General features: G+C 37.8%; 19 protein-coding genes and 3 pseudogenes. 15 read left to right on the forward strand and 7 right to left on the reverse strand.

The features are described from left to right. Positions 1-9 precede the first annotated feature (9 nt). Positions 10-1,035: an aldo/keto reductase gene (locus AB7E63_RS06670; RefSeq protein WP_428419016.1), complete on the forward strand. Its 1,026-nt coding sequence runs from the start codon at positions 10-12 to the stop codon at positions 1,033-1,035. Positions 1,036-1,123: 88 nt separating this feature from the next. After that, positions 1,124-2,347 (forward strand): hypothetical protein, encoded by a 1,224-nt coding sequence (locus AB7E63_RS06675; protein ID WP_006342145.1) that lies wholly within the window; start codon positions 1,124-1,126, stop codon positions 2,345-2,347. On the opposite strand, the gene rsmA is transcribed toward AB7E63_RS06675, so the two are convergent. After that, on the reverse strand, positions 2,344-3,192 hold the full coding sequence (gene rsmA / locus AB7E63_RS06680; RefSeq protein WP_006342144.1) for a 16S rRNA (adenine(1518)-N(6)/adenine(1519)-N(6))-dimethyltransferase RsmA: 849 nt from the start codon (positions 3,190-3,192) through the stop codon (positions 2,344-2,346). The two genes, AB7E63_RS06675 and rsmA, sit on opposite strands and share 4 nt — an antisense overlap. Positions 3,193-3,201: 9 nt before the next feature. Beyond that, complete coding sequence (locus AB7E63_RS06685; protein ID WP_006342143.1) at positions 3,202-4,266, reverse strand: peptidylprolyl isomerase; 1,065 nt, start codon at positions 4,264-4,266, stop codon at positions 3,202-3,204. 270 nt (positions 4,267-4,536) lie between these two features. Between AB7E63_RS06685 and AB7E63_RS06690 the strand changes: the two genes are divergently transcribed. The 13 genes and pseudogenes from AB7E63_RS06690 (at position 4,537) to AB7E63_RS06750 (ending at position 13,343) form a co-directional block, all read left to right on the forward strand. Then, complete coding sequence (locus AB7E63_RS06690; RefSeq protein WP_006342142.1) at positions 4,537-4,974, forward strand: hypothetical protein; 438 nt, start codon at positions 4,537-4,539, stop codon at positions 4,972-4,974. 233 nt (positions 4,975-5,207) lie between these two features. After that, the gene (locus AB7E63_RS06695) at positions 5,208-5,732 is read left to right on the forward strand and encodes an FKBP-type peptidyl-prolyl cis-trans isomerase (protein WP_006342141.1); all 525 of its coding nucleotides are present in this window, start codon (positions 5,208-5,210) and stop codon (positions 5,730-5,732) included. A 90-nt stretch (positions 5,733-5,822) separates the two neighbouring features. Further along, positions 5,823-6,260: an FKBP-type peptidyl-prolyl cis-trans isomerase gene (locus AB7E63_RS06700; RefSeq protein ID WP_013925425.1), complete on the forward strand. Its 438-nt coding sequence runs from the start codon at positions 5,823-5,825 to the stop codon at positions 6,258-6,260. Between the two features lie 143 nt (positions 6,261-6,403). Further along, positions 6,404-7,159: a M48 family metallopeptidase gene (locus AB7E63_RS06705; protein WP_006342139.1), complete on the forward strand. Its 756-nt coding sequence runs from the start codon at positions 6,404-6,406 to the stop codon at positions 7,157-7,159. A 163-nt stretch (positions 7,160-7,322) separates the two neighbouring features. Further along, positions 7,323-7,621: pseudogene (locus AB7E63_RS06710) on the forward strand (hypothetical protein); the annotation flags it as partial. Positions 7,622-8,059: 438 nt separating this feature from the next. After that, positions 8,060-8,764, forward strand: coding sequence for a hypothetical protein (locus AB7E63_RS06715; protein WP_013925422.1), 705 nt, complete (start codon positions 8,060-8,062; stop codon positions 8,762-8,764). 189 nt (positions 8,765-8,953) lie between these two features. After that, entirely contained in the window at positions 8,954-9,202 is a 249-nt protein-coding gene (locus tag AB7E63_RS06720) for a hypothetical protein (RefSeq protein WP_232503203.1), read from the forward strand. 104 nt (positions 9,203-9,306) lie between these two features. Next, positions 9,307-9,666, forward strand: a pseudogene (locus tag AB7E63_RS06725) (hypothetical protein); the annotation flags it as partial. Between the two features lie 218 nt (positions 9,667-9,884). Next, positions 9,885-10,589: a hypothetical protein gene (locus AB7E63_RS06730; RefSeq protein ID WP_006341974.1), complete on the forward strand. Its 705-nt coding sequence runs from the start codon at positions 9,885-9,887 to the stop codon at positions 10,587-10,589. Positions 10,590-10,607: 18 nt separating this feature from the next. Beyond that, positions 10,608-11,057, forward strand: a complete 450-nt coding sequence (locus tag AB7E63_RS06735) for a hypothetical protein (RefSeq protein WP_226987441.1) — start codon at positions 10,608-10,610, stop codon at positions 11,055-11,057. 290 nt (positions 11,058-11,347) lie between these two features. Continuing rightward, a pseudogene (locus AB7E63_RS06740) lies at positions 11,348-11,943 on the forward strand (IS256 family transposase); the annotation flags it as partial. Positions 11,944-12,170: 227 nt separating this feature from the next. Then, positions 12,171-12,875 carry a hypothetical protein gene (locus tag AB7E63_RS06745; protein ID WP_059359640.1) on the forward strand — a complete coding sequence of 235 codons (705 nt, stop codon included), beginning with the start codon at positions 12,171-12,173 and terminating at the stop codon, positions 12,873-12,875. 18 nt (positions 12,876-12,893) lie between these two features. Then, entirely contained in the window at positions 12,894-13,343 is a 450-nt protein-coding gene (locus AB7E63_RS06750; protein WP_226987442.1) for a hypothetical protein, read from the forward strand. 155 nt (positions 13,344-13,498) lie between these two features. Here AB7E63_RS06750 and queF read toward each other — a convergent pair whose 3' ends face one another. From queF to AB7E63_RS06775, 5 genes are all read right to left on the reverse strand, one after another. After that, on the reverse strand, positions 13,499-14,308 hold the full coding sequence (queF, locus tag AB7E63_RS06755; protein WP_428419022.1) for an NADPH-dependent 7-cyano-7-deazaguanine reductase QueF: 810 nt from the start codon (positions 14,306-14,308) through the stop codon (positions 13,499-13,501). Between the two features lie 59 nt (positions 14,309-14,367). After that, positions 14,368-17,397, reverse strand: a complete 3,030-nt coding sequence (gene pknD / locus AB7E63_RS06760; protein WP_006341284.1) for a serine/threonine-protein kinase PknD — start codon at positions 17,395-17,397, stop codon at positions 14,368-14,370. 20 nt (positions 17,398-17,417) lie between these two features. Beyond that, positions 17,418-17,831, reverse strand: coding sequence for a hypothetical protein (locus AB7E63_RS06765; protein ID WP_006341285.1), 414 nt, complete (start codon positions 17,829-17,831; stop codon positions 17,418-17,420). Next, on the reverse strand, positions 17,821-18,234 hold the full coding sequence (locus tag AB7E63_RS06770) for a hypothetical protein (RefSeq protein WP_006341286.1): 414 nt from the start codon (positions 18,232-18,234) through the stop codon (positions 17,821-17,823). Before AB7E63_RS06770 ends, AB7E63_RS06765 begins: the two co-directional genes overlap by 11 nt. Before the next feature lie 71 nt (positions 18,235-18,305). Next, entirely contained in the window at positions 18,306-18,515 is a 210-nt protein-coding gene (locus AB7E63_RS06775) for a hypothetical protein (protein ID WP_013925414.1), read from the reverse strand. Between the last annotated feature and the right edge of the window lie 155 nt (positions 18,516-18,670).

Raw genomic sequence — 18,670 nt, forward strand, 5'->3', positions numbered from 1 at the left:
GAAGATCGTATGGAATATAGGCAATTAGGATCTTCAGGTTTTAAGGTGCCCGTTTTGAGTTTTGGAACCGCTACTTTTGGCGGAGGAACCGAATTCTTTAAAGCATGGGGAGAGACTGATGTAAAGGAAGCCTCTCGTTTAGTTGATGTTTGCTTAGAAAGCGGAGTCAATATGTTTGATAGCGCGGACATTTATTCAAATGGCCTATCTGAAGAGGTTCTTGGGCAGGCCATTAAAGGGCGGCGAGATAAAATTCTGATTTCAACCAAAGCGACATTTCGGTTTGGTTCGGATCCAAACGATGTGGGATCCTCCCGCTATCATTTAATCAATGCGTGTGAAAACAGTCTGAAACGTCTCGGAACTGATTACATCGATCTTTATCAAATGCATGGATTTGATGCCATGACACCTGTCGAAGAAACCTTAAGTGCATTAGATAATCTCATTAAAAGTGGAAAGATTCGCTACATTGGATGCTCCAATTTTTCAGGATGGCATCTTATGAAGTCATTGGCCGTTTCAGAAAAATATGGATGGGCGCGTTATGTAGCTTATCAAGGGTATTATTCTCTAATCGGACGAGACTATGAGTGGGAATTGATGCCTTTAAACTTAGATCAGAAGGTTGGCTTAACGGTCTGGAGTCCTTTAGGTTGGGGGCGATTGACAGGTAAAGTTCGCCGGGGGCAGCCCTTGCCTGCTCATAGCCGGTTGCCAGCCACTGGCGATATGGGGCCTCCAGTTGAAAATGAGTACCTCTATCATGTGGTGGACGTTCTCGATGAGATCGCGAAGGAGACGGGTAAAACAATTCCTCAGGTGGCTTTAAATTGGCTTTTACAGAGACCAACAGTAGTCAACATTATTATTGGTGCTCGCAATGAACAGCAGTTAAAAGATAATCTTGGTGCTGTGGGCTGGAATTTAACTCCTGAGCAGGTAAAAAAATTAGATGTGGCAAGTGCGCGGACTCCGATCTATCCTTATTGGCATCAAAAAGGTTTTGAGGAAAGAAATCCATCACCTGTTTAATTAATTTATAAAAATTGGAGATTGTAAATTAATTGACTGAAAAGCATAGTTAAAATAAAATCGTTTCTTAAATTATTTTATTTTAACTATGCATATTGATTCATTATTTGCTACATTGCCCCATTTGGAATCACAAAATGAAACTAGTTCTAATTGTGATAAACCACGTGCTAATCTAAAAAAGAAAATTATCGCTTTTTCGAAAATTCCTTTTTTAAAAATTGCCGCTTTTTTTCAGCAAGTACACAATACTCAGATTCCTCTTAAGCTTCAGTATTTGGAATATATTGTGACCATGGCAAGTGGGGTTTTTTCCTCTTTTACCAAATTAAGTGGAATGACTAATGGATTATTAAATTTAGTAAAAAATGTGAGTCAAGCCGTTCTGGGTTTTTTGTTAAAATCCAAATTTGTTTACCAAGTTCTTAATGCGATCAAGTTGCTACCTATTATTGCCATTCCTTTTGCAATTTATGATATCCTTGTGAATTTCATCCAAAGTATCAAAAGACCGATTAGTGAAAAAATAGATGCTCTTCTTCAAATCGTTGCCGATGTCGGTATTATTGGGGAGTGCATAGCTACATTTGCGCATGGCTTAGAAAGAGTTGGGGCGGTTTCGTTGCACGCTATTCGATGGACAACACCCCTATTTGCGGTGAGTTTGGCCCTTTCGGTGGCAACAGCCATTGCTTATGCAAAAGGCCTTGTGGAGAGTGCTTGGACTCTACGCCAGCTTTCCAAAAAAGTTCAGTCGACCTCAGACAAAAAGCAAATCGAAGATTTTCGACCGCTCTTTGAGTATTTGGAAAATAAAAATAATCGGTTTTTAAGAAAACAGTTTAGGATAGATCCTGCGCAACTCAGGGACAAGTTAGCGACGGCCTGGAAAAATGCGCAAGAAGTACTCAAAAAATCGGAATCTACAGAACTTGAAAAACAAAAATCCGTACAGAAGCTATCAAAAATAGTGAAATCGATGAAACAACAAACGATTTCACAGATTGCAATTCGTTCGTTGTTAATCAGCTCTTGTCTTTTTGGTATTGTAGGCGGGTTTGTTTTGCTTTTTACTCCTGCAGCTCCTGTGGCCTATGGATTGATGGTGGGAGGTGTTACTCTCTCGCTAGTAAGCGTTGGGATTGGAATTTATTGCAATAAACGCTTTAGAAAAAATTTAAAAATTCAGCAAAAAAGTGCAGTGAAAGAATTTGTAGAGAGACGTGTGACATGTATAAAAGGCACATGGAAAATTTGTACAACAAAGCTTTTCAACAAACGGCATCCTGCAGCTGCAGCAGCGGCCGCTTAACCTTCTGTTTTCTTTAAAATAGCAAATAACTTCAAGTAATCATCAAGGCTCAAATCTTCTGCTCTTACGAGAGGATTTATTCCAATTCCCTCTAATGCTTGCATGACCTTTTCTGGTTCATAGATAGATTTTAAAGCACTTTTAATCATTTTTCTTCTTTGCTCAAACGCTTTTCTTGTTAGAGTAAAAAAACCTTGCTGATCAACTTGTGGTGGGGATTTCAGGTGAAGTGTCATCACTGCAGAATCGACTTTTGGAGCTGGATAAAAACACTGTTTGCCCACCTTGAAATTGTAGACAGGATTTGAAAAAAAGTTGAGAAATAACGTAAAAGCACTAAATTCGCGCGATCCAGGCATTGCAGTAAAGCGGCGGGCGACCTCTTCTTGTACCATGACAGTGATTGTTGAAAAATATGCATGTAAGGGGGCAAGTTCTGCTAAAATAGACGATGTTAAATGATACGGAAGATTTGCGATCACTTTAGCTTTTTTGCCAGCCTTCAATTCTTGTTTGAAGACACTCTCAATCGGAAACTTCAAGATATCTTCACAATGCACTTGCAGGGTCTGAGCGGGTGTTTGCAAACGAATCAGTGCTTCCGCTAACTGATTGTCTTTTTCCACAGCAATGACTTGAGCTCCTGTTTCAAGCAAGCATTCGGTAAGTGAGCCAGGGCCTGGGCCAATTTCAAGGATCACATCATCCGACGAGGCTGCGGCTGTCGCTGCGATTTTCCTGATAATGTTTCCATCGATTAAAAAATTTTGCGACAAGCCTTTCTTCGGTCGAATCCCCAAAGAATTCAAAAAAGCAAATAATTCATTTGGTTTATACAGCGGCATAAATCACAACTAGTTTAAAGAAAAGGGTTCAAAATCTGCAGGGAGTGTTTCACGTGCATTGATTTTATCGACGCCAAAATGGGCTCTTAGCCTTTCTAAATACGAAGCTGTTTCCTTGCTAATCGCTTCATCAGTCAAATAACTTTTAATCTCGTCTTTAACTTCATCAAACGGAGGTGCTCCTCCTGGATTCATCGAGTCCAAATAAAATAAACGATAGACAGTTGATTTCGTCGCGCGACTTTTTTGGGCTATAGGTTTGCTGTAATTACCGGGGGAAAGTGTCGCTAGAATTTGTTTATTCTCATCCGAGACTTCGTTTTCCATGTGGGAGAACTTGGTCGAAACGTTTACTTGAGCGATGTTATCGCCTAGCCATTTCTTCAGATTATCCTGCAGCGTTTCAATTTTGACTGGAGTTTTTTGGAGCTGTTGATAAATCTGATTGGCAATCTTTGCGCCTTTCTCGTCCTGCTCATCCCGAACAGAAATCATGTAATATGTCCATTCCTTGGGGCGAACGTTTTCTTTGGCATATTGCTCATAAGCCGTTTGAATGGCTTGCGGGGTGGCCTGCGCTTGTGCTTTGGTATTTACGCGATAGTAAAGCATACGGCGAATAATAATATCACCCTTGATTGAATTCCAAGCTTCATCGTAAGTAAGGCCGGCTCTATCGAGATTGTGAATAATGTCTGGACCAAATATTTCTTCCATCTCCTGTCGAACGTCGCCATTTGTCAAAGGAAGTTTCATCTCTTCCGCATCAGCCATGACCAGTTCTTTATCTATCAGATCCTGTAGAACATCGCTCCAGTTTGTTTGATAAAATTGAAGCCTTGCAGGGACTGAAGAGGCGTATTCAGGGAAATTGCGGTAAAAAACAATATCCATTTTTTTCATCACGTCCATGACTGTAATGATCTTTCCATTGGTAGTGGCAAGAACACGGTTATTCACATGAATTTTTTCTGGTTGACTTCTGAAAAGAGAAGGCTCTGCTGCTAGCGGAATGGTTGAAGAAAGTGCAGCAAAAGCAACAAGAAAATGGAGAACTTTTTTTGGAATCATCATATTAAGACAGCCATAATGTTAAGAACGATTAATTTTGAGAAATCATTATAAGCGAATAAAGCTTTATTGAGAAGTAGCGTCTTAAAGAAGGGAGAATTTTGTCCATTTAAAGAAAGAAATAGACGTAGGGTGTCTTATGGAATTTATTTTAATTTGTTTGAGTAAAAATAAATGATTATTTTAACTTGGCGGCATTCTTTTTCAAATTCGCGGTGACTGCAAAAAGGAATACTCAACCAAAAACTAGGGACTATTACAAAAAATAATAACGTGTTGATCGGAATATTGCTTGGATTTGGATCACAAAATTCTTTGCTAGGAAGCCGTTGCGATTTCATTGATAGTCTTTATTGGACCTCTGCAAAATGTCCCCAAAAAGCTTCGGTTTTTTTTGAATCATCAGATTTATTTTACTCATTTCAGGAAGACAATGATCTGTTTTCAAGCGTAGAGCAGTCAGCTGAACCCAGCCTAGGTTATAGAACATATGAAGACGAAGAAAAAGATCTTTCTCAAATATTAGGTGGAAGTTCAGATTCACTAGAAAATTATGCCCCACGCTTCATTTGTGGCATGGATCCTTCACTTGAAGAAAGTAAAAGCTTAATAAAAAGTTATGAGAATACACAAATAAATGTGCATAAGCTTTTGCAGTCTGAAAAATTTTTAGAAAAAGTTCTTGCTAGATATGGTTTTAAAGCCAATTGAATAAAAGATGAGAGTTTGGATATTTCTTTTTATGACTTTAACGAAGAAGAGAAGCTCTGTATGGCTCAATTGGTTGCTTCATGCTTATGGGAGCATCTTGAACAACCAATTCGTGAAAATTTAGATGCTTTTTTGGAAGGAATCAAAGAAGCAGAAGAGGCTTTGGTGGCACTATCCTCATATAAACAGCTTAAAAGGCACATTGAAGACGCCTTATTTTGTGTAGAACAAAAATGGAAAGCGAAACAAGCTCTAAAAAAGAGGCTGATGCATTTTTTGAGACTCTTGCTAAACGACAGGAGTGCAAATCGATTGTTCCTCAAAAGCTTTACTACCAAACTTTAGAAGAAGGACAAGGAGAGAAGATCATTACTCCAAAAAGCTTGGATGTGCTCATGCATTATTTCATATCAAAACCGAATGGGGACGTTGTGGCTAATACCTATGCCTTGCTCCAACCATCCAAGTTGAATTTATCAGAAATGATTCCTGGTTTTGGACATGGCGTTTTGGGAATGAAAGTTGGAGAAAAGCGAAAACTTTTTATTCATCCAAATGTAGGTTATGGTATGCGTGCAAATTTTGATGGTGGAGTTTATTTTGTTGCAGAGGTGGAATTACTGGACGTAGAAAATTCCACAGAATCGCTCCCTCCGCTTATAGAAGAAGAATGTCCTAAAGACATAGCAGAAATGACGGAAGAGGACTATCGAAGGGTCCAAAAGTTGCATTACCACGATATAGGATATGTAAACTGAGCTTTTTTTAGACATTATGATGAACTGTATACTTTCAAAAATGTTGAAAAGCATTTAAGAAGTTTTTTAGAAGGGAAAAGGCCTTTTGAGATGAACAATCCTAAAATGAAAGAGCTGTTGCATAGGCTATCGTGGAATATCTATCAGAAACAACATCAACGAGAATGTGAAGCAGCAACTCAGTATTTTCTAAAATTTGATACGGATCGAGATCCCTGTTTACTCACTTTAAATAAAGAGCGTCTTTATTATCGAAAAATAAAGGAAGGTAATGGGGAAATACTCAAGCGAGAAGATATTCCATTATTGAACTATCAAATTCGCCTTCGGAATGGTGAGGTTGTATTCGATAAAGTAGATTTAAAAAGAGCGATTCGAGGATTCAAAGAAGGTCTAGTAGGGCGAAAAATTGGGGAAAAAGGCATTCTATACATTCATCCAGAGTGGGGATATCAAGATTTTTTTATGACACCTTATGCAGATAAACTTCTGGAAGTTAATTTTGAAGTGATGGGGTTAATTGAGTAATCTACAAGAAGTAAAAGAGGAATTAGTATATCAAGCTTTTGCTTGTCAAATAACTAATGGCGTGTTTTATTTTTACTTTTATTGATCGATTTGTATAATTTACGCTTTAATTCTAAAGCTTAAAGGATAAAATGAATCATTTTATGAATCTATCAATTGCTGTATTTCCCTCATTAATTCCTCTAACCTCAAATGGGATTTTTGCATGGCGCTTGCGTTTTCAAGAAGATACAAGAGTTCTACCTACAAATAAAAGACAATCTTTAGAAGCAAAAGTACAAGCATTAGCAGATAAATTAAAAATCACAAAAAATTTAGAAATTGTTGAAATAAGAGGTTTAGGGAATATTGCTCAGGCAATGGGAAATACAATTTTTCCAGGAAAAGCAGGAATCGCAATTGATCCAGAGGCTTTTGCTTATATGAGTGAATACACTCAGGAATTTATTCTTGCGCATGAAATTTCCCATATAAAACATAATGATACTCTTACCCTTTTTTTGGCTCAGGGATTCGTTGGTATCATCACAACTCTTGCTTTAGCTAAATTATTTCCTGCAACAGCCAAAATTTCTCTTAAGTCTTTTTTTTCACCTGCTTCTTCCTTAGGAATGATCACTGGAATTGCAGGGCTAGCCCTATTCTCCCATTGGAGAGAAAAACAGGCAGATAAAACAGCTTTTTCTATTTGCTCCGATAAAGCAAGGTATGCTGCAATCAAGTTTTTTAAAGAGATGCAAGAGGGCAATCTTTATGATAGAAATTGTGATGATGATTCACAGCTGACTTCATTGTTTGTAAAAATACTGATCTCTCCCGAAGGGGATAATCGCTTGGATTTTTTTCATCCCTCGCTTCAATCTAGAATTGACTGTTTAAATGACCTTATTCCCATTTAATATGAAGTGGGCCAATTTGTAATGCTACTATCTCTGACTTGAAGGTGTTTAGTTATTTCATTTCACATTCAACACCACCAAGCCATGTAACTGATCTCCCTGCTTTGAAATGGAGCATTATTTTTTTTGTCTTCTATTTTGAAAGATGCCAAGAAAAAGATAATTATTTAGCTTTTATGATTTTCCAGGCATTGGCAACATATAAGAAAAACGAGTTCAATTGAATCAACCGAGGCCCCGCACATGACAAATTAAAGGCTGTGGATCCAGAATAGCACGCTTGTCATGCTTTACAAGCTTTCGATGAAAGCACAAAAGCGATAGCGTAAAGGTCATGAGTTGATTAGCAAACTAATTTTAGGTGTGCAATTTAAAGATGGGGAACAAGTCTTTAATATAAAAATACAGTTTAATTTTCAAAAAGTTGGATGTTTTATTAGATGTTCAAAACACAGCTTTTGACAATATTTCTGAAAAGTGATCGATACCTTTAACTCACTCACCTTTAATATGAATGGGAGTAAATAAATTATTTCATTTTTATTGAATAGGTCTTTTCCTCGATGGTCTCGTCAAGAAGAAGTACTTGTCCAGTATCTTATTCGATTCTTCGAATTTTGGTTTAATGTGCTTTCAAAGAAAGAAAAAAATCTAGTGATTTTGTCATAGTTAATCACCATCAAATAGATCCAAAAGACTTGTTGCTACGGTTTGAATAAGATTTTACTTTAATGCGATAAGTTTTATCAAACTACTTTTGCTCGTCTGTGTAGAGAAAGTCGGTTATGAAGGACATTGAGATCGCATCCTTACTATCTTTTTTGCAGAAAGAAAATGCCTTAAAAAATATTTACTCTCTATCCGATATTGGATAAAAGATGTTTTTACAAAGGAGATAGCATGATGAAGTCTTTTTTTTATGTGTTTTTAAGCTATATAACAGCTTGTTTTTTTCTGATACATCCTATCACAATTCAGGCTAATGAATCTCATAATGAGGACAAATACACAGAAGTTTATGAAGAGGATTCGGACGAGGATGTTTGCGATAATACTTGCGAACTTCCAAGAACAAACATTAAAAAATATTTGCTTAGTGCTGCTCTTTTAGCTGCAGCGACTGGTGTTGGTACATATTACATTGGCAGAGATAGTAAAGATCCCGATATAAAAGTAGTTAAACCCGTAAATCCTGTTTGTCCTGACTGTCCAACGGATTGTGCGTGTCCAAGTTGTCCGGATTGTCCTACCTGTCCTCCCGAAAGACTTGATGATCTGCTGAGAGTCCGCTTTATTTTCCTTGGCGATACGATTGGCAACAATACAATTGAGATATCTTTTGCTTTTGTTGATCCGAACGGAAACTATTATAATAATAGTATCACATTGGTTCCTAATCAAGCTACCGTGACTGTTTCTACACGGCTATTTCCGTTAGCAGGGATTTGGAGAATTATTATTATCGGAATAAACGGGCAATCGCCTGTTTCTCAACCGGTGCTTAATATAAACGTTTCTACAGATACTCTCGGAACTCTTGTCGATCAGGTATTTAATACAATAAATCCCGGAAACACAAGGACTATTAATTTTACAATTCCTTAGCCATAATAGGAGCTTGAATGAAAAATTTTTTTCCGCTTTTAAAAGGACTATTTTTTTCTAGTTTACTATGCCTATACCCTTTTGCTATTTTTTTTGTGACTTGTCCATGCCCGACATATCCAACGTGTCCTGGTACTGCAGTATATATATGAACCATTGTTGTTGAAGTAACGTTAGTATCCGGCCCTGATGTTATATACAACTAATGGGAGTATCGCAACCGCGATACTATCTGCAGGAAATTCGACAACTCTCTCTTATGGGTCTAGTATATTTCCGCAGGGAGAGTGTGAAATTATTGCAACACTCATTAATGCGACGACAGGATCTGCGGTACTAGACTATGTCGTTCATCTGGATAATGGAGTCTCTTATTCATTTCCTGGTGTTACGTTAGCAGTTGGGGCATCCTCTTTCACAGGTTTTTATGTTCCGTGATTAAAGGATATAAGCCATAGGCTTCTTAAAGTTGTGTGAGATGAAAAAAAACGTGCGCATCTCTAAAATGTTTTTTATGATAAAAACTAAATGAGATTGCGCTTATGAAGTATTCTCACTTTTCTTCAGAAAAAATGTCATCAATAAATGAACAAAATAATCCTTTCGAGGAAATTTATCGCAAAGCGAATCAGGAATTGTTGCAATAAGCTATTGAACTTAAGGTACAAGGGAATTTAGCTCTCTTAAGAGCCCTAGAGGCAATTTTGGGAGAAACTGCTAAGGACTATCGCCTACAAAAATCTTTATATCATTTGGCTCAAAAGTAATTTGTTCACAAAAAGTACGTTTGGATATGGGCTGATCAGATTTATTTTAACATTCGTTTAGAAGATGATCAACCCCATTCTGTTTTTTTAGAGCATGGAAGTAAAGAACTTATCATAATTCATGGAGGGCATCGAGGTCAAAGCTTGCTCTTGGAGGTGCACTTGATTTTTGAGCAGTTTAAAGATGGGAAGATGTTTTTTGTGTAGCGAAGTAGGTTATGAAAGAAGAAGATCACATCTTTACTATCTTTTTTACGGAGAGAAAGGGGCTTAAAAAAACATGAATATTTTTAAAAAAAACATTTACTCTCTATTCAATATTGGATAAAAGATGTTTTTACAAAGGAGCTTGCATGATGAAGTCTTTTTTTTATGTGTTTTTAAGTTGTATGACAGCTTGTTTTTTTCTGATACATCCTATCAGAATTCAAGCTAATGAATCTCATAACGATGTCATGTACACAGAAGTTTATGAAGAGGATTCGGATGAGAATATTTGCGATAATTCCTGCGAACGTCCAAGAACAAACATCAAAAACTATTTGCTTAGTGCGGCTCTTTTAGTTGCCGCGACAGGTGTTGGCAGTTATTACATTGGCAAAGATAGTAAAGATCCCGAAATAAAAGTAGTTAAACCTGTAAATCCTGTTTGTCCCGAATGTCCAACGGATTGTGCGTGTCCCACTTGTCCGGCCTGCCCTACTTGTCCTCCTGACACTCTTGATGATGAGCTGAGAATCCAGTTTATTTTCCTTGGAGATACGATTGGTAGCAATACAATTGAGATATCTTATGCTTTTGTTGATCCGAACGGAAACTATTATAATAATAGTGTTACATTGACTCCCTCTCAAGCAACCTTGGATATTTCTACGCGGCTATTTCCACTAACAGGGATTTGGAGAATTATTATTATTGGAATAAACGGGCAATCGCCAGTTTCTCAACCGGTTGTTAGAGTAAGCGTCTCCACAGCCAATCTTGGAACTCTTGTCGATCAGGTATTTAATACAATAAATCCCGGAAACACAAGGACTATTAATTTTACAATTCCTTAGACAATAATGGGAGCTTTAATGAAAAATTTTTTTTCTCTTTTACAAGGTCTATTTTTTTATAGTTTGCTAAGCTTATACCCTTTTGCAATTTTTTCTGTGACTTGTCCATGTCCAACTTGTCCGACATGTCCAACATGTCCAACGTGTCCTGGTACAGTGGTATATTTAGGAAGTATTGCTGTTGAAGTGACGTTAGTATCGGGCCCTGATGTTTCAGTTTCCTTATATACAACTAATGGGAGTATCGCAACCGCGATACTATCTGCAGGAAATTCGACAACTCTCTCTTTTGGGTCTAGTACATTTCCGCAGGGTGAGTGTGAAATTATTGCAACACCCATTAATGCTGTGACTGGATCCGCGGTACTAGACTATGTGGTTCACCTGGATAATGGAGTCACTTATTCATTTCCTGGTGTTACGGTAGCAGTTGGGACATCTTCTTTCACAGGTTTTCATGTTCCGTGATTAAAGGATCTAAGCCATAGGCTTCTTTAAAGGATCATTTCTGTTTTATGAAATCGGAGATGTGATCGAAAGTTGTGTATGAGATAAAAAAAAGAGAGCGCATCCTTAAAACGTTTTTTACGACAAAAACTAAATAGGAATGCGCTCATGAAAGATTTTCGCTTTTATTCAGAGAAATCGCTGCAAGAAATGGTTACATACCAGAAAAAATACTCAAATAGGTCTTAACCTTTGTCAGGTTAGAGTAAGACATAGAGACGATGGCTAGTTCACAGGTACGATTCTGCTACCTTGAGACAATTTTGGGAAAAACTGCTAAGGACTATTACCTACAAACATCGTTATATCAAAATTGGCTTAAAAGTGTTTTATCCACAAAAAGGATGTTTAGATGGGCGATGAGATTATTTTAATATTCGTTTAGAAGACGATGAACTCCTGCGTTCTGGTTCTAGTCTTTTTTTAGAGCATGGAAGTAAAGAGCTTATCATGAATCATGATGAGTATTGAGGCCCTCAAAGAAGGGGACTGAGCTTGCTATTGAAGATGGTGGTGCTGGGCCACAAATAGCTAATATTTCGGATATGATGCCAAAAAAGCGTTCAAAAGTATTCCAAAGAAATTATGCATGGTTCCAAGAAAAATGGATGGATTAAAAATATTTTGAGAAGTTGTTTGGGATGTATGAATCAAAAAGTCTATGCGAATGATTAAAAAGGACAAAAATCAATTATTAGCTTTTATGGTTTCTCACGTATGCATTGGCAATATATAAGAACAACGAATCCAATCGAATCATAGGCATTGCACACGACAAACTAAAGGTTGTGGATCTAGAACAGCTACACTTGTCATTGTTTATAAGCTTTCGATGGAAGCCCAAAAATGATGACGATAATTAGGTCATGAGTCAAATGGCAAACTGATTTGGGAGTGAAGTTTAATATGGGAAGATGTCTTTTGTGTAAGAGAAGTAGGGTATGAAAGAAGAAGGCTGCATTTTTAATATCTTTTTTACAGAGGGTAAATTTCTTAAAAAACATAAATTTTTTTTAAAAAATATTTACTTCCTGTTCGATATTGGATAAAAGATGTTTTTACAAAGGAGCTTGCATGATGAAGTCTTTTTTTTATGTGTATTTAAGTTGTATGACAGCTTGTTTTTTTCTGATACATCCTATCACAATTCAGGCTAATGAATTTCATAACGATGATGCGTACACAGAAGCTTATGAAGAGGATTCGGATAAGGATATTTGTGATAATTCTTGCGAACGTCCAAAGACAAATATCAAAAAATATTTGCTTAGTGCGGTTCTCTTAGCTGCCGCGACTGGTGCTGGTACTTATTACATTGGCAGAGATAGTAAAGATCCCGAAATAAAAGTAGTTAAACCTGTAAATCCTGTTTGTCCCGAATGTCCAACGGATTGTGCGTGTCCAACTTGTCCGGATTGTCCTACCTGTCCTCCTGACAATCTTGACGATGACCTGAGAATCCAGTTTTTTTTCCATGGAGATACGATTGGTAGCAATACAATTGAGTTGACCTATGCTTTTGTGGACCCAAATGGAAACTATTATAATAGTAGTATTACATTGCCTCCTAATGGAGCTGGCGTGTATGTTTATACTCAGCTATTTCCGTTAACAGGGATTTGGAGAATTATTATTATTGGAATAAATGGGCAATCGCCAGTTTCTCAATCAGTGGTTAGAGTAAACGTTTCCACGGTCAATCTTGGAACTCTTGTGGATCAGGTATTTAATACATTAAATCCAGGAAATACAGAGTCCGTTAATTTTACAATTCCTTAGTCAATAATGGGAGCTTTGATGAAATATTTTTTTTCACTTTTTCAAGGTCTATTTTTTTCTAGCTTACTAAGCTTATACCCCTTTGCAATTTTTTCTGTGACTTGTCCATGTCCAACGTGTCCAAATTGTCCGACATGTCCAACGTGTCCTAGTACAGTGGTATATTTAGGAAGTATTGCTGTTGAAGTAACGTTAGTATCGGGCCCTGATGTTTCAGTTTCCTTATATACGACCAATGGGAGTATCGCAACCGCAATACTATCTGCAGGAAATTCGACAACACTCTCTTTTGGGTCTAGTACATTTCCGCAGGGCGAGTGTGAAATTATTGCAACACCCATTAATGCGACGACAGGATCTGCGGTACTAGACTATGTAGTTCATCTGGATAATGGAGTCTCTTATTCATTTCCTGGTGTTACGGTAACAGTTGGGACATCCTCTTTCACAGGTTTTCATGTTCCGTGATTAAAGGATCTAAGCCATAGGCTTCTTTCAAGGGTCATTCTGGTTTTATGAAATCGATTTGAGAAAGATGTAAACTATTCGAGAATAAAGAAGCTCTTTTGAGCCTCTTTATTCTGATGTCCTGAAGGGAAGGGTCTAGCATAAGACCTCGACCATTATTGACGGTTTAATCGAAGATTGACAGGATCTGTTTCAAAATTGGAACGGAAAGGGTTAATGTCTAAGCCCCCACGTCGCACGTAGCGGGCATAAACTGTTAATTTTTCAGGCTTACAATAAGTTGAAATATCGTAAAAAATCTTTTCTACGCAGTCTTCATGGAACCCGGAGTGGTTGCGGTAAGAAATGATGTATTTCAAAAGACCTTCATGTGCAATTTTATGACCCGCATAACGGATGTAAATCGTGCCCCAATCGGGTTGTCCTGTTGCTAAGCAATTCGACTTGAGCAACTCGCTATAAATAGATTCCTCAACATAATCAGAGCTGGTTGATAAAAATTCGGGTGAGACGTGATAAGCATTTGTTTCGATATCCAAAAAATCTAGGCATGTTCCCGAAAATTCACGCATGGGTTGCTTTTTAAAATCAGCCGAAGAATATAGTTCAACTGTTACAGGGCCTAAAGAAACCTGAGAAAGATCTCGTTCCAGAATCTCATTCAACTCTGCTAAAGAGCCTATTTTTGTTTGGTTGAAAGAATTTAAATATAATTTAAATGATTTAGATTCGACAATATTTGGATTGTCATAAGGGAAGTGAAACTCAGCGAAAGCAATTTGTGGTTTCCCTCTTTGATCAAGCCAGGATAGTTCATAAGAATTCCAAATATCGAGTCCTGTAAAAGGAAGCGAAGTGAGGCCTATTTTATTTCGAGCCATCGTTCGAGGAATTGGAAACAACAATTTGGGAGAATATGTTGTGATATAAGTTGTTTGTTTTCCTAAAGGAGATTGATCTAACATAAAAATCCTAATGAATTAATTTTTAAGTTAGATTATCAAACAGAAAGATTTAGGTAAAGTTATGGATTTTTAGTTGATCCATCAGCTTCTAAATATTCAAACTTTCTTAAAGTTTGATAATGATAGGATTTTGCTTGATCTCCGGAACAGTGATAAAACAATGCGAGTTCACGAAATAGAAGCCTTTTTTCAAATAAAAATGCACGTTGAAACCACGGTTGCTTTTCACCAGCTTTTCCCCGCAGATAATGCATAAATAGGGACCATGTTCGTGGATAAGGGACTTCAAGATTGACTGAGAAATGCGCAAAGGCGATTTCTTTTCCTTCTGTCGCGTACAACCAACAGCCATATAAAAAGTGTAAAATGCTTTTATCTTGAGTCAGCGTGTCCATTGAAAACTGATGTAAGAGCTCTCCCGATTTTTTCCATTCGCTGATATACAAATAATAAGAAATTTCGATGCATTTAAAACGAAAATTTCCAGCTTCAGAAAGAGGATATTGATGGGCTTTTTCTTGTAAAAGAGGAATAAGGTCAAGTTGTTGTTCATCAATAGCATTAATCATAAAATAATTCAGCATCCGCTCGTCATCAAGAGTGATGTGTGATTTTTTTAACGATTCAAGAAAAACTGTTACTCCTTTTTTTAATCCTTCTTTTTTGAAAAGGACTCCAAATTTTAAAACGCGCAGTGTGGCGGGAAAGTCAAAGCAGGTGTATTCGAGAAGATCTCGACTTTCGATTTGCGCTATTTTTTGTGAGACAAGTTCCCAAGCACCAAGTTCAAGTAGGATATATAGAGCATTTCCAATTGTTTCGACTGGAAATGGTCGAAAAACAAGAAGATCATCAATAATTTCCAGCAGGACAAAGGGTTTTGCTAGCCAAAAGGCAATTTGCATGGAAAAGGAGTGCAAAGATATTTGAGGAATTGTTTCAAAGTGTTTCTCCGGAAACACAAAGGGCAATGGTTCCCAATGCTTTTGTAAACTTTGAAACAATTTTTTAGTGTTTGCATTTTCAACGACTTTGGGAAGATGGCTCGTGACTAATAGGATAAACTGATAAGTAGCTTTACGGTGGTATCTGGAGCACTCATGCATCCGATATACGATATGTTCTTGTAAAAGAGGGAGAAGGGGGTGATGAGGATAACGTCTAATGGCTAGCTCGTAGCATTTGACTTCTTCATCGTAGTCGTGTTGGGCTTGATAAACAAGAGCCTTTCCCAAATATTCCAAAGGAGCTCCTGGAGTATGTCGGAGCTTTTGAAATTCATCTAAAGCGGCATCATATGTTTGATTTTTTTCTATAGGATCGGTCAAAGAGTTAGCTTGTTCCAATAAGGTAATGCCGGCCCGGAACATGGCCTCTCTTCCTTCGGCTCTTCCTGGAAAGGAATAACCGATACGGCGATATTCGGTTAAAGCTGCAGAGTAATTTTTATGTGCCAAAAAAGCATCGGGAACAACAAGGCAATTGACCATGATGTTTTGATTTCCGACGTGGACATAAAAATCTTTGATTTCGAAATCTGCATCGCGTGAAAGCAGGCCGATGTGTGTTCCTGTTAAGGGGAGATGGCCGATGTAAGAAAACTGCAGAATATCATTGATGTAGAAATAAATGTTATTATCAATTTTTTCTATGCAGATGTGATACCAAATATTCCGATATAAAAAAGTTCCGGGAGAACTAATGACTTCTACTGTTGATCGCAAAAGTTTGGTAGATTTATTGGTATCTGTTCCTATCCAAAGACAGTAGCCGTCATTCAAATTTTGCCTTTCAGCGGCTTCAGGAATACTTAAAAGAAATCCTAAACCATGTCCTTGCTCCCCAATTCGGACGTCTGCCTCAAGTTTAATGTTCCCTGTAAAAGAGGACTTGGAAATCATGAGGCTGACCCAATCAGAAATTTCTGTTGTACGTGTAATGGCCATATGCTCTGCAATCAACACATTTTCCTGAAATTCCCAATCATCTTTGCATGCAATGTCCAGTTCTGAAATAAGAAACCATTCTGAACGACCTTCAATGTAGTTTTCCAAATCCCGAATCAACTCGTCGACTGTTTGATAGCGTTGGTCTACTTGAGTCGCCAGACAGCTCGTGGCGATTTTTGAAAGAATGAGAGGAACATCGCGATAGGGGGCCATTTCCATCGGATCAATCAGCACCTCTTCATCCATTTTTTTGCGATATTCTTTAAGCGTTGTACGTCTAAAGGGTGGATAGAGTGTCAAAAGCTGGTAAAGAATCACTCCCAAAGAGTAAATATCAGTTTGAACAGTCGCTTCACCACCCTTGGCCCTTTCAGGAGCCATATAGGAAACCGTTCCTACGACTTTCCCCACTTTAGTGAGAGAATGAGAGGTCATTATTTTTTCATTCTCAATCTCATCATCTTCCGGGTGACGGATGATTTTGGCTAGTCCCCAGTCCAAGATAACGACCTGGCCATACTGTCCCACAATAATATTTTCTGGTTTGAGGTCTCGATGCAAAACCCCTTTGGCGTGTGCATACGCGACAGCTTGGCAAACACTAATGAAAATGCGGATTAAAGAGGAGATGCTACCTTGCTCTGCTTTTTCGCCTCTTTTTTCTTGTTCACGCGCTGTTCTTAAAATTTGCTTAAGGGTATTGCCTTCTACAAACGGCATTGTGTAATAGGTTGGGGCATCTTTGGCTTGAATCGTATAAATTGGAATGATGGCCGGATGGGTAAGCTGGCTGGTAATTCGAGCTTCCTTTAAAAACCTGCGTGTAATTGGTGCGCAGTCCGCTAGGTCTTCTCGAATCTTTTTTAATGCGATTTTTCTGCCACAAGAAGTGTCGTAAGCTAACAAGACTTCGCCCATTCCTCCTTTTCCAATAGGATCTAAAACTTGATAGGGACCGATGGAATATTTGACAGATTCTTTTGAGGGAATATCTTCTGAGATGAGAGGAATGAGTTCTTCTTCATCTTTTTGAGGGACTTCTCCTTGTAAAGAGTGCCCGCAAAAGGGACAAAAACTGGCCTGACGATCTTTTTCAGAACGGTATAAAAAAAATCGGGAGTGACAACTGGGACAATGCATCAGATATTACAAGTAGTGGGTTAAAGTCTATTCGCCTGTTTTAATTTTTTCCATAAAAGTCGGGCTTGAATGGATGCGTTTTGCACAATGCAAGGATGTCCTAATTCTTGTTCAAAATACACACCATTACTTGAGCTGTAAGAGGCAACCATTTGATTGAAGAGAGCATTTAACCCGTGTTCATCTCTTTCTGGCAAAGTATAGCGGAATCCACAGTGCATAAATTCAAAATAATCATCCTTCCACGCGGCTTTTGCTAAACGCAAGGCTTCCGGAACATTCTGGGCTTCAACTTCTGTGGTTGCTTCTTCTCCATCAGCTTTTTCCTCAAACCAAATGTATCGGTGTTCTTCCACTTTGCGTAGAAAAAGATATTGGGGTGGAGTTGGCTTTTTGCAAAAGCCAACATGAATAAGCGGGTAATTATTTGTCATCGAGTTTCTCTTTTTCAATTTCAGCTTTAATCTCTTTTTTTATCTCTTTTTTTATCTCTTTTTTGAGCGTATATGGATCAACGACTTCTTCCGGAGATTCAGCAAAATAATACTCACGTAAAACTAAATAAATACCCCCAATAACAAATAAAATGGGCATTAAGGTGGACCAGCTGATTTCAAACGCCGTGGCGAGAAACAATCCTAAAAGAATGAATGACGAAACAGCTAAATCAAAAATGCGACCTGTTAAATATTGTCTTAAAGCTAGCGATGCCCAGATAGCGAGAAGAATACCAGGCCACCACCTCTCAGATGAATACAATAAAATCCCTAAACAAATTAAAAAGATGCCATTTGAAATTGCATCCGCTTTTCCCTTTGATAAAAGTGGTTCTGCCATAAGATTGCTCCTGTGAAAAGATTTTTCTATTTTCTTTCACTAAAAAACTATGTGCTTATCCTGTCAACTTTTTAAGAAGGTTTGGAACTGGATTGTTTTTTTAATTCTTTAACCTCAGATAGCGTTAAGCAGCGGGCACAGCCAGGTGGCATTTCGCTTTCAGGAATTTTTGATCTTTTATTTGATCTTCTAATCGTTAGTTTGTTTGGGCACGGATTTGGAACAATAGCATAATGATGACTCGGTGTTGATCTTGGTACTGATAAAGGGTCTGATTGCATTCTTGTCTCCTCATATGCAGGATAACAATCCACACTCCCATATTTGACGTATTTTTTTCAAACTAAAAGAGCTATGTTCAATCGAGTTAAAATTTTCTCCATTAATATGGAAAAATTTGACAGCAAAGAATGCTTTCGTTTAAGCCTAAGAAAAA

Origin of the sequence: Parachlamydia sp. (genome assembly GCF_050255895.1) — a bacterium.
Classification (GTDB): domain Bacteria; phylum Chlamydiota; class Chlamydiia; order Chlamydiales; family Parachlamydiaceae; genus Parachlamydia; species Parachlamydia acanthamoebae.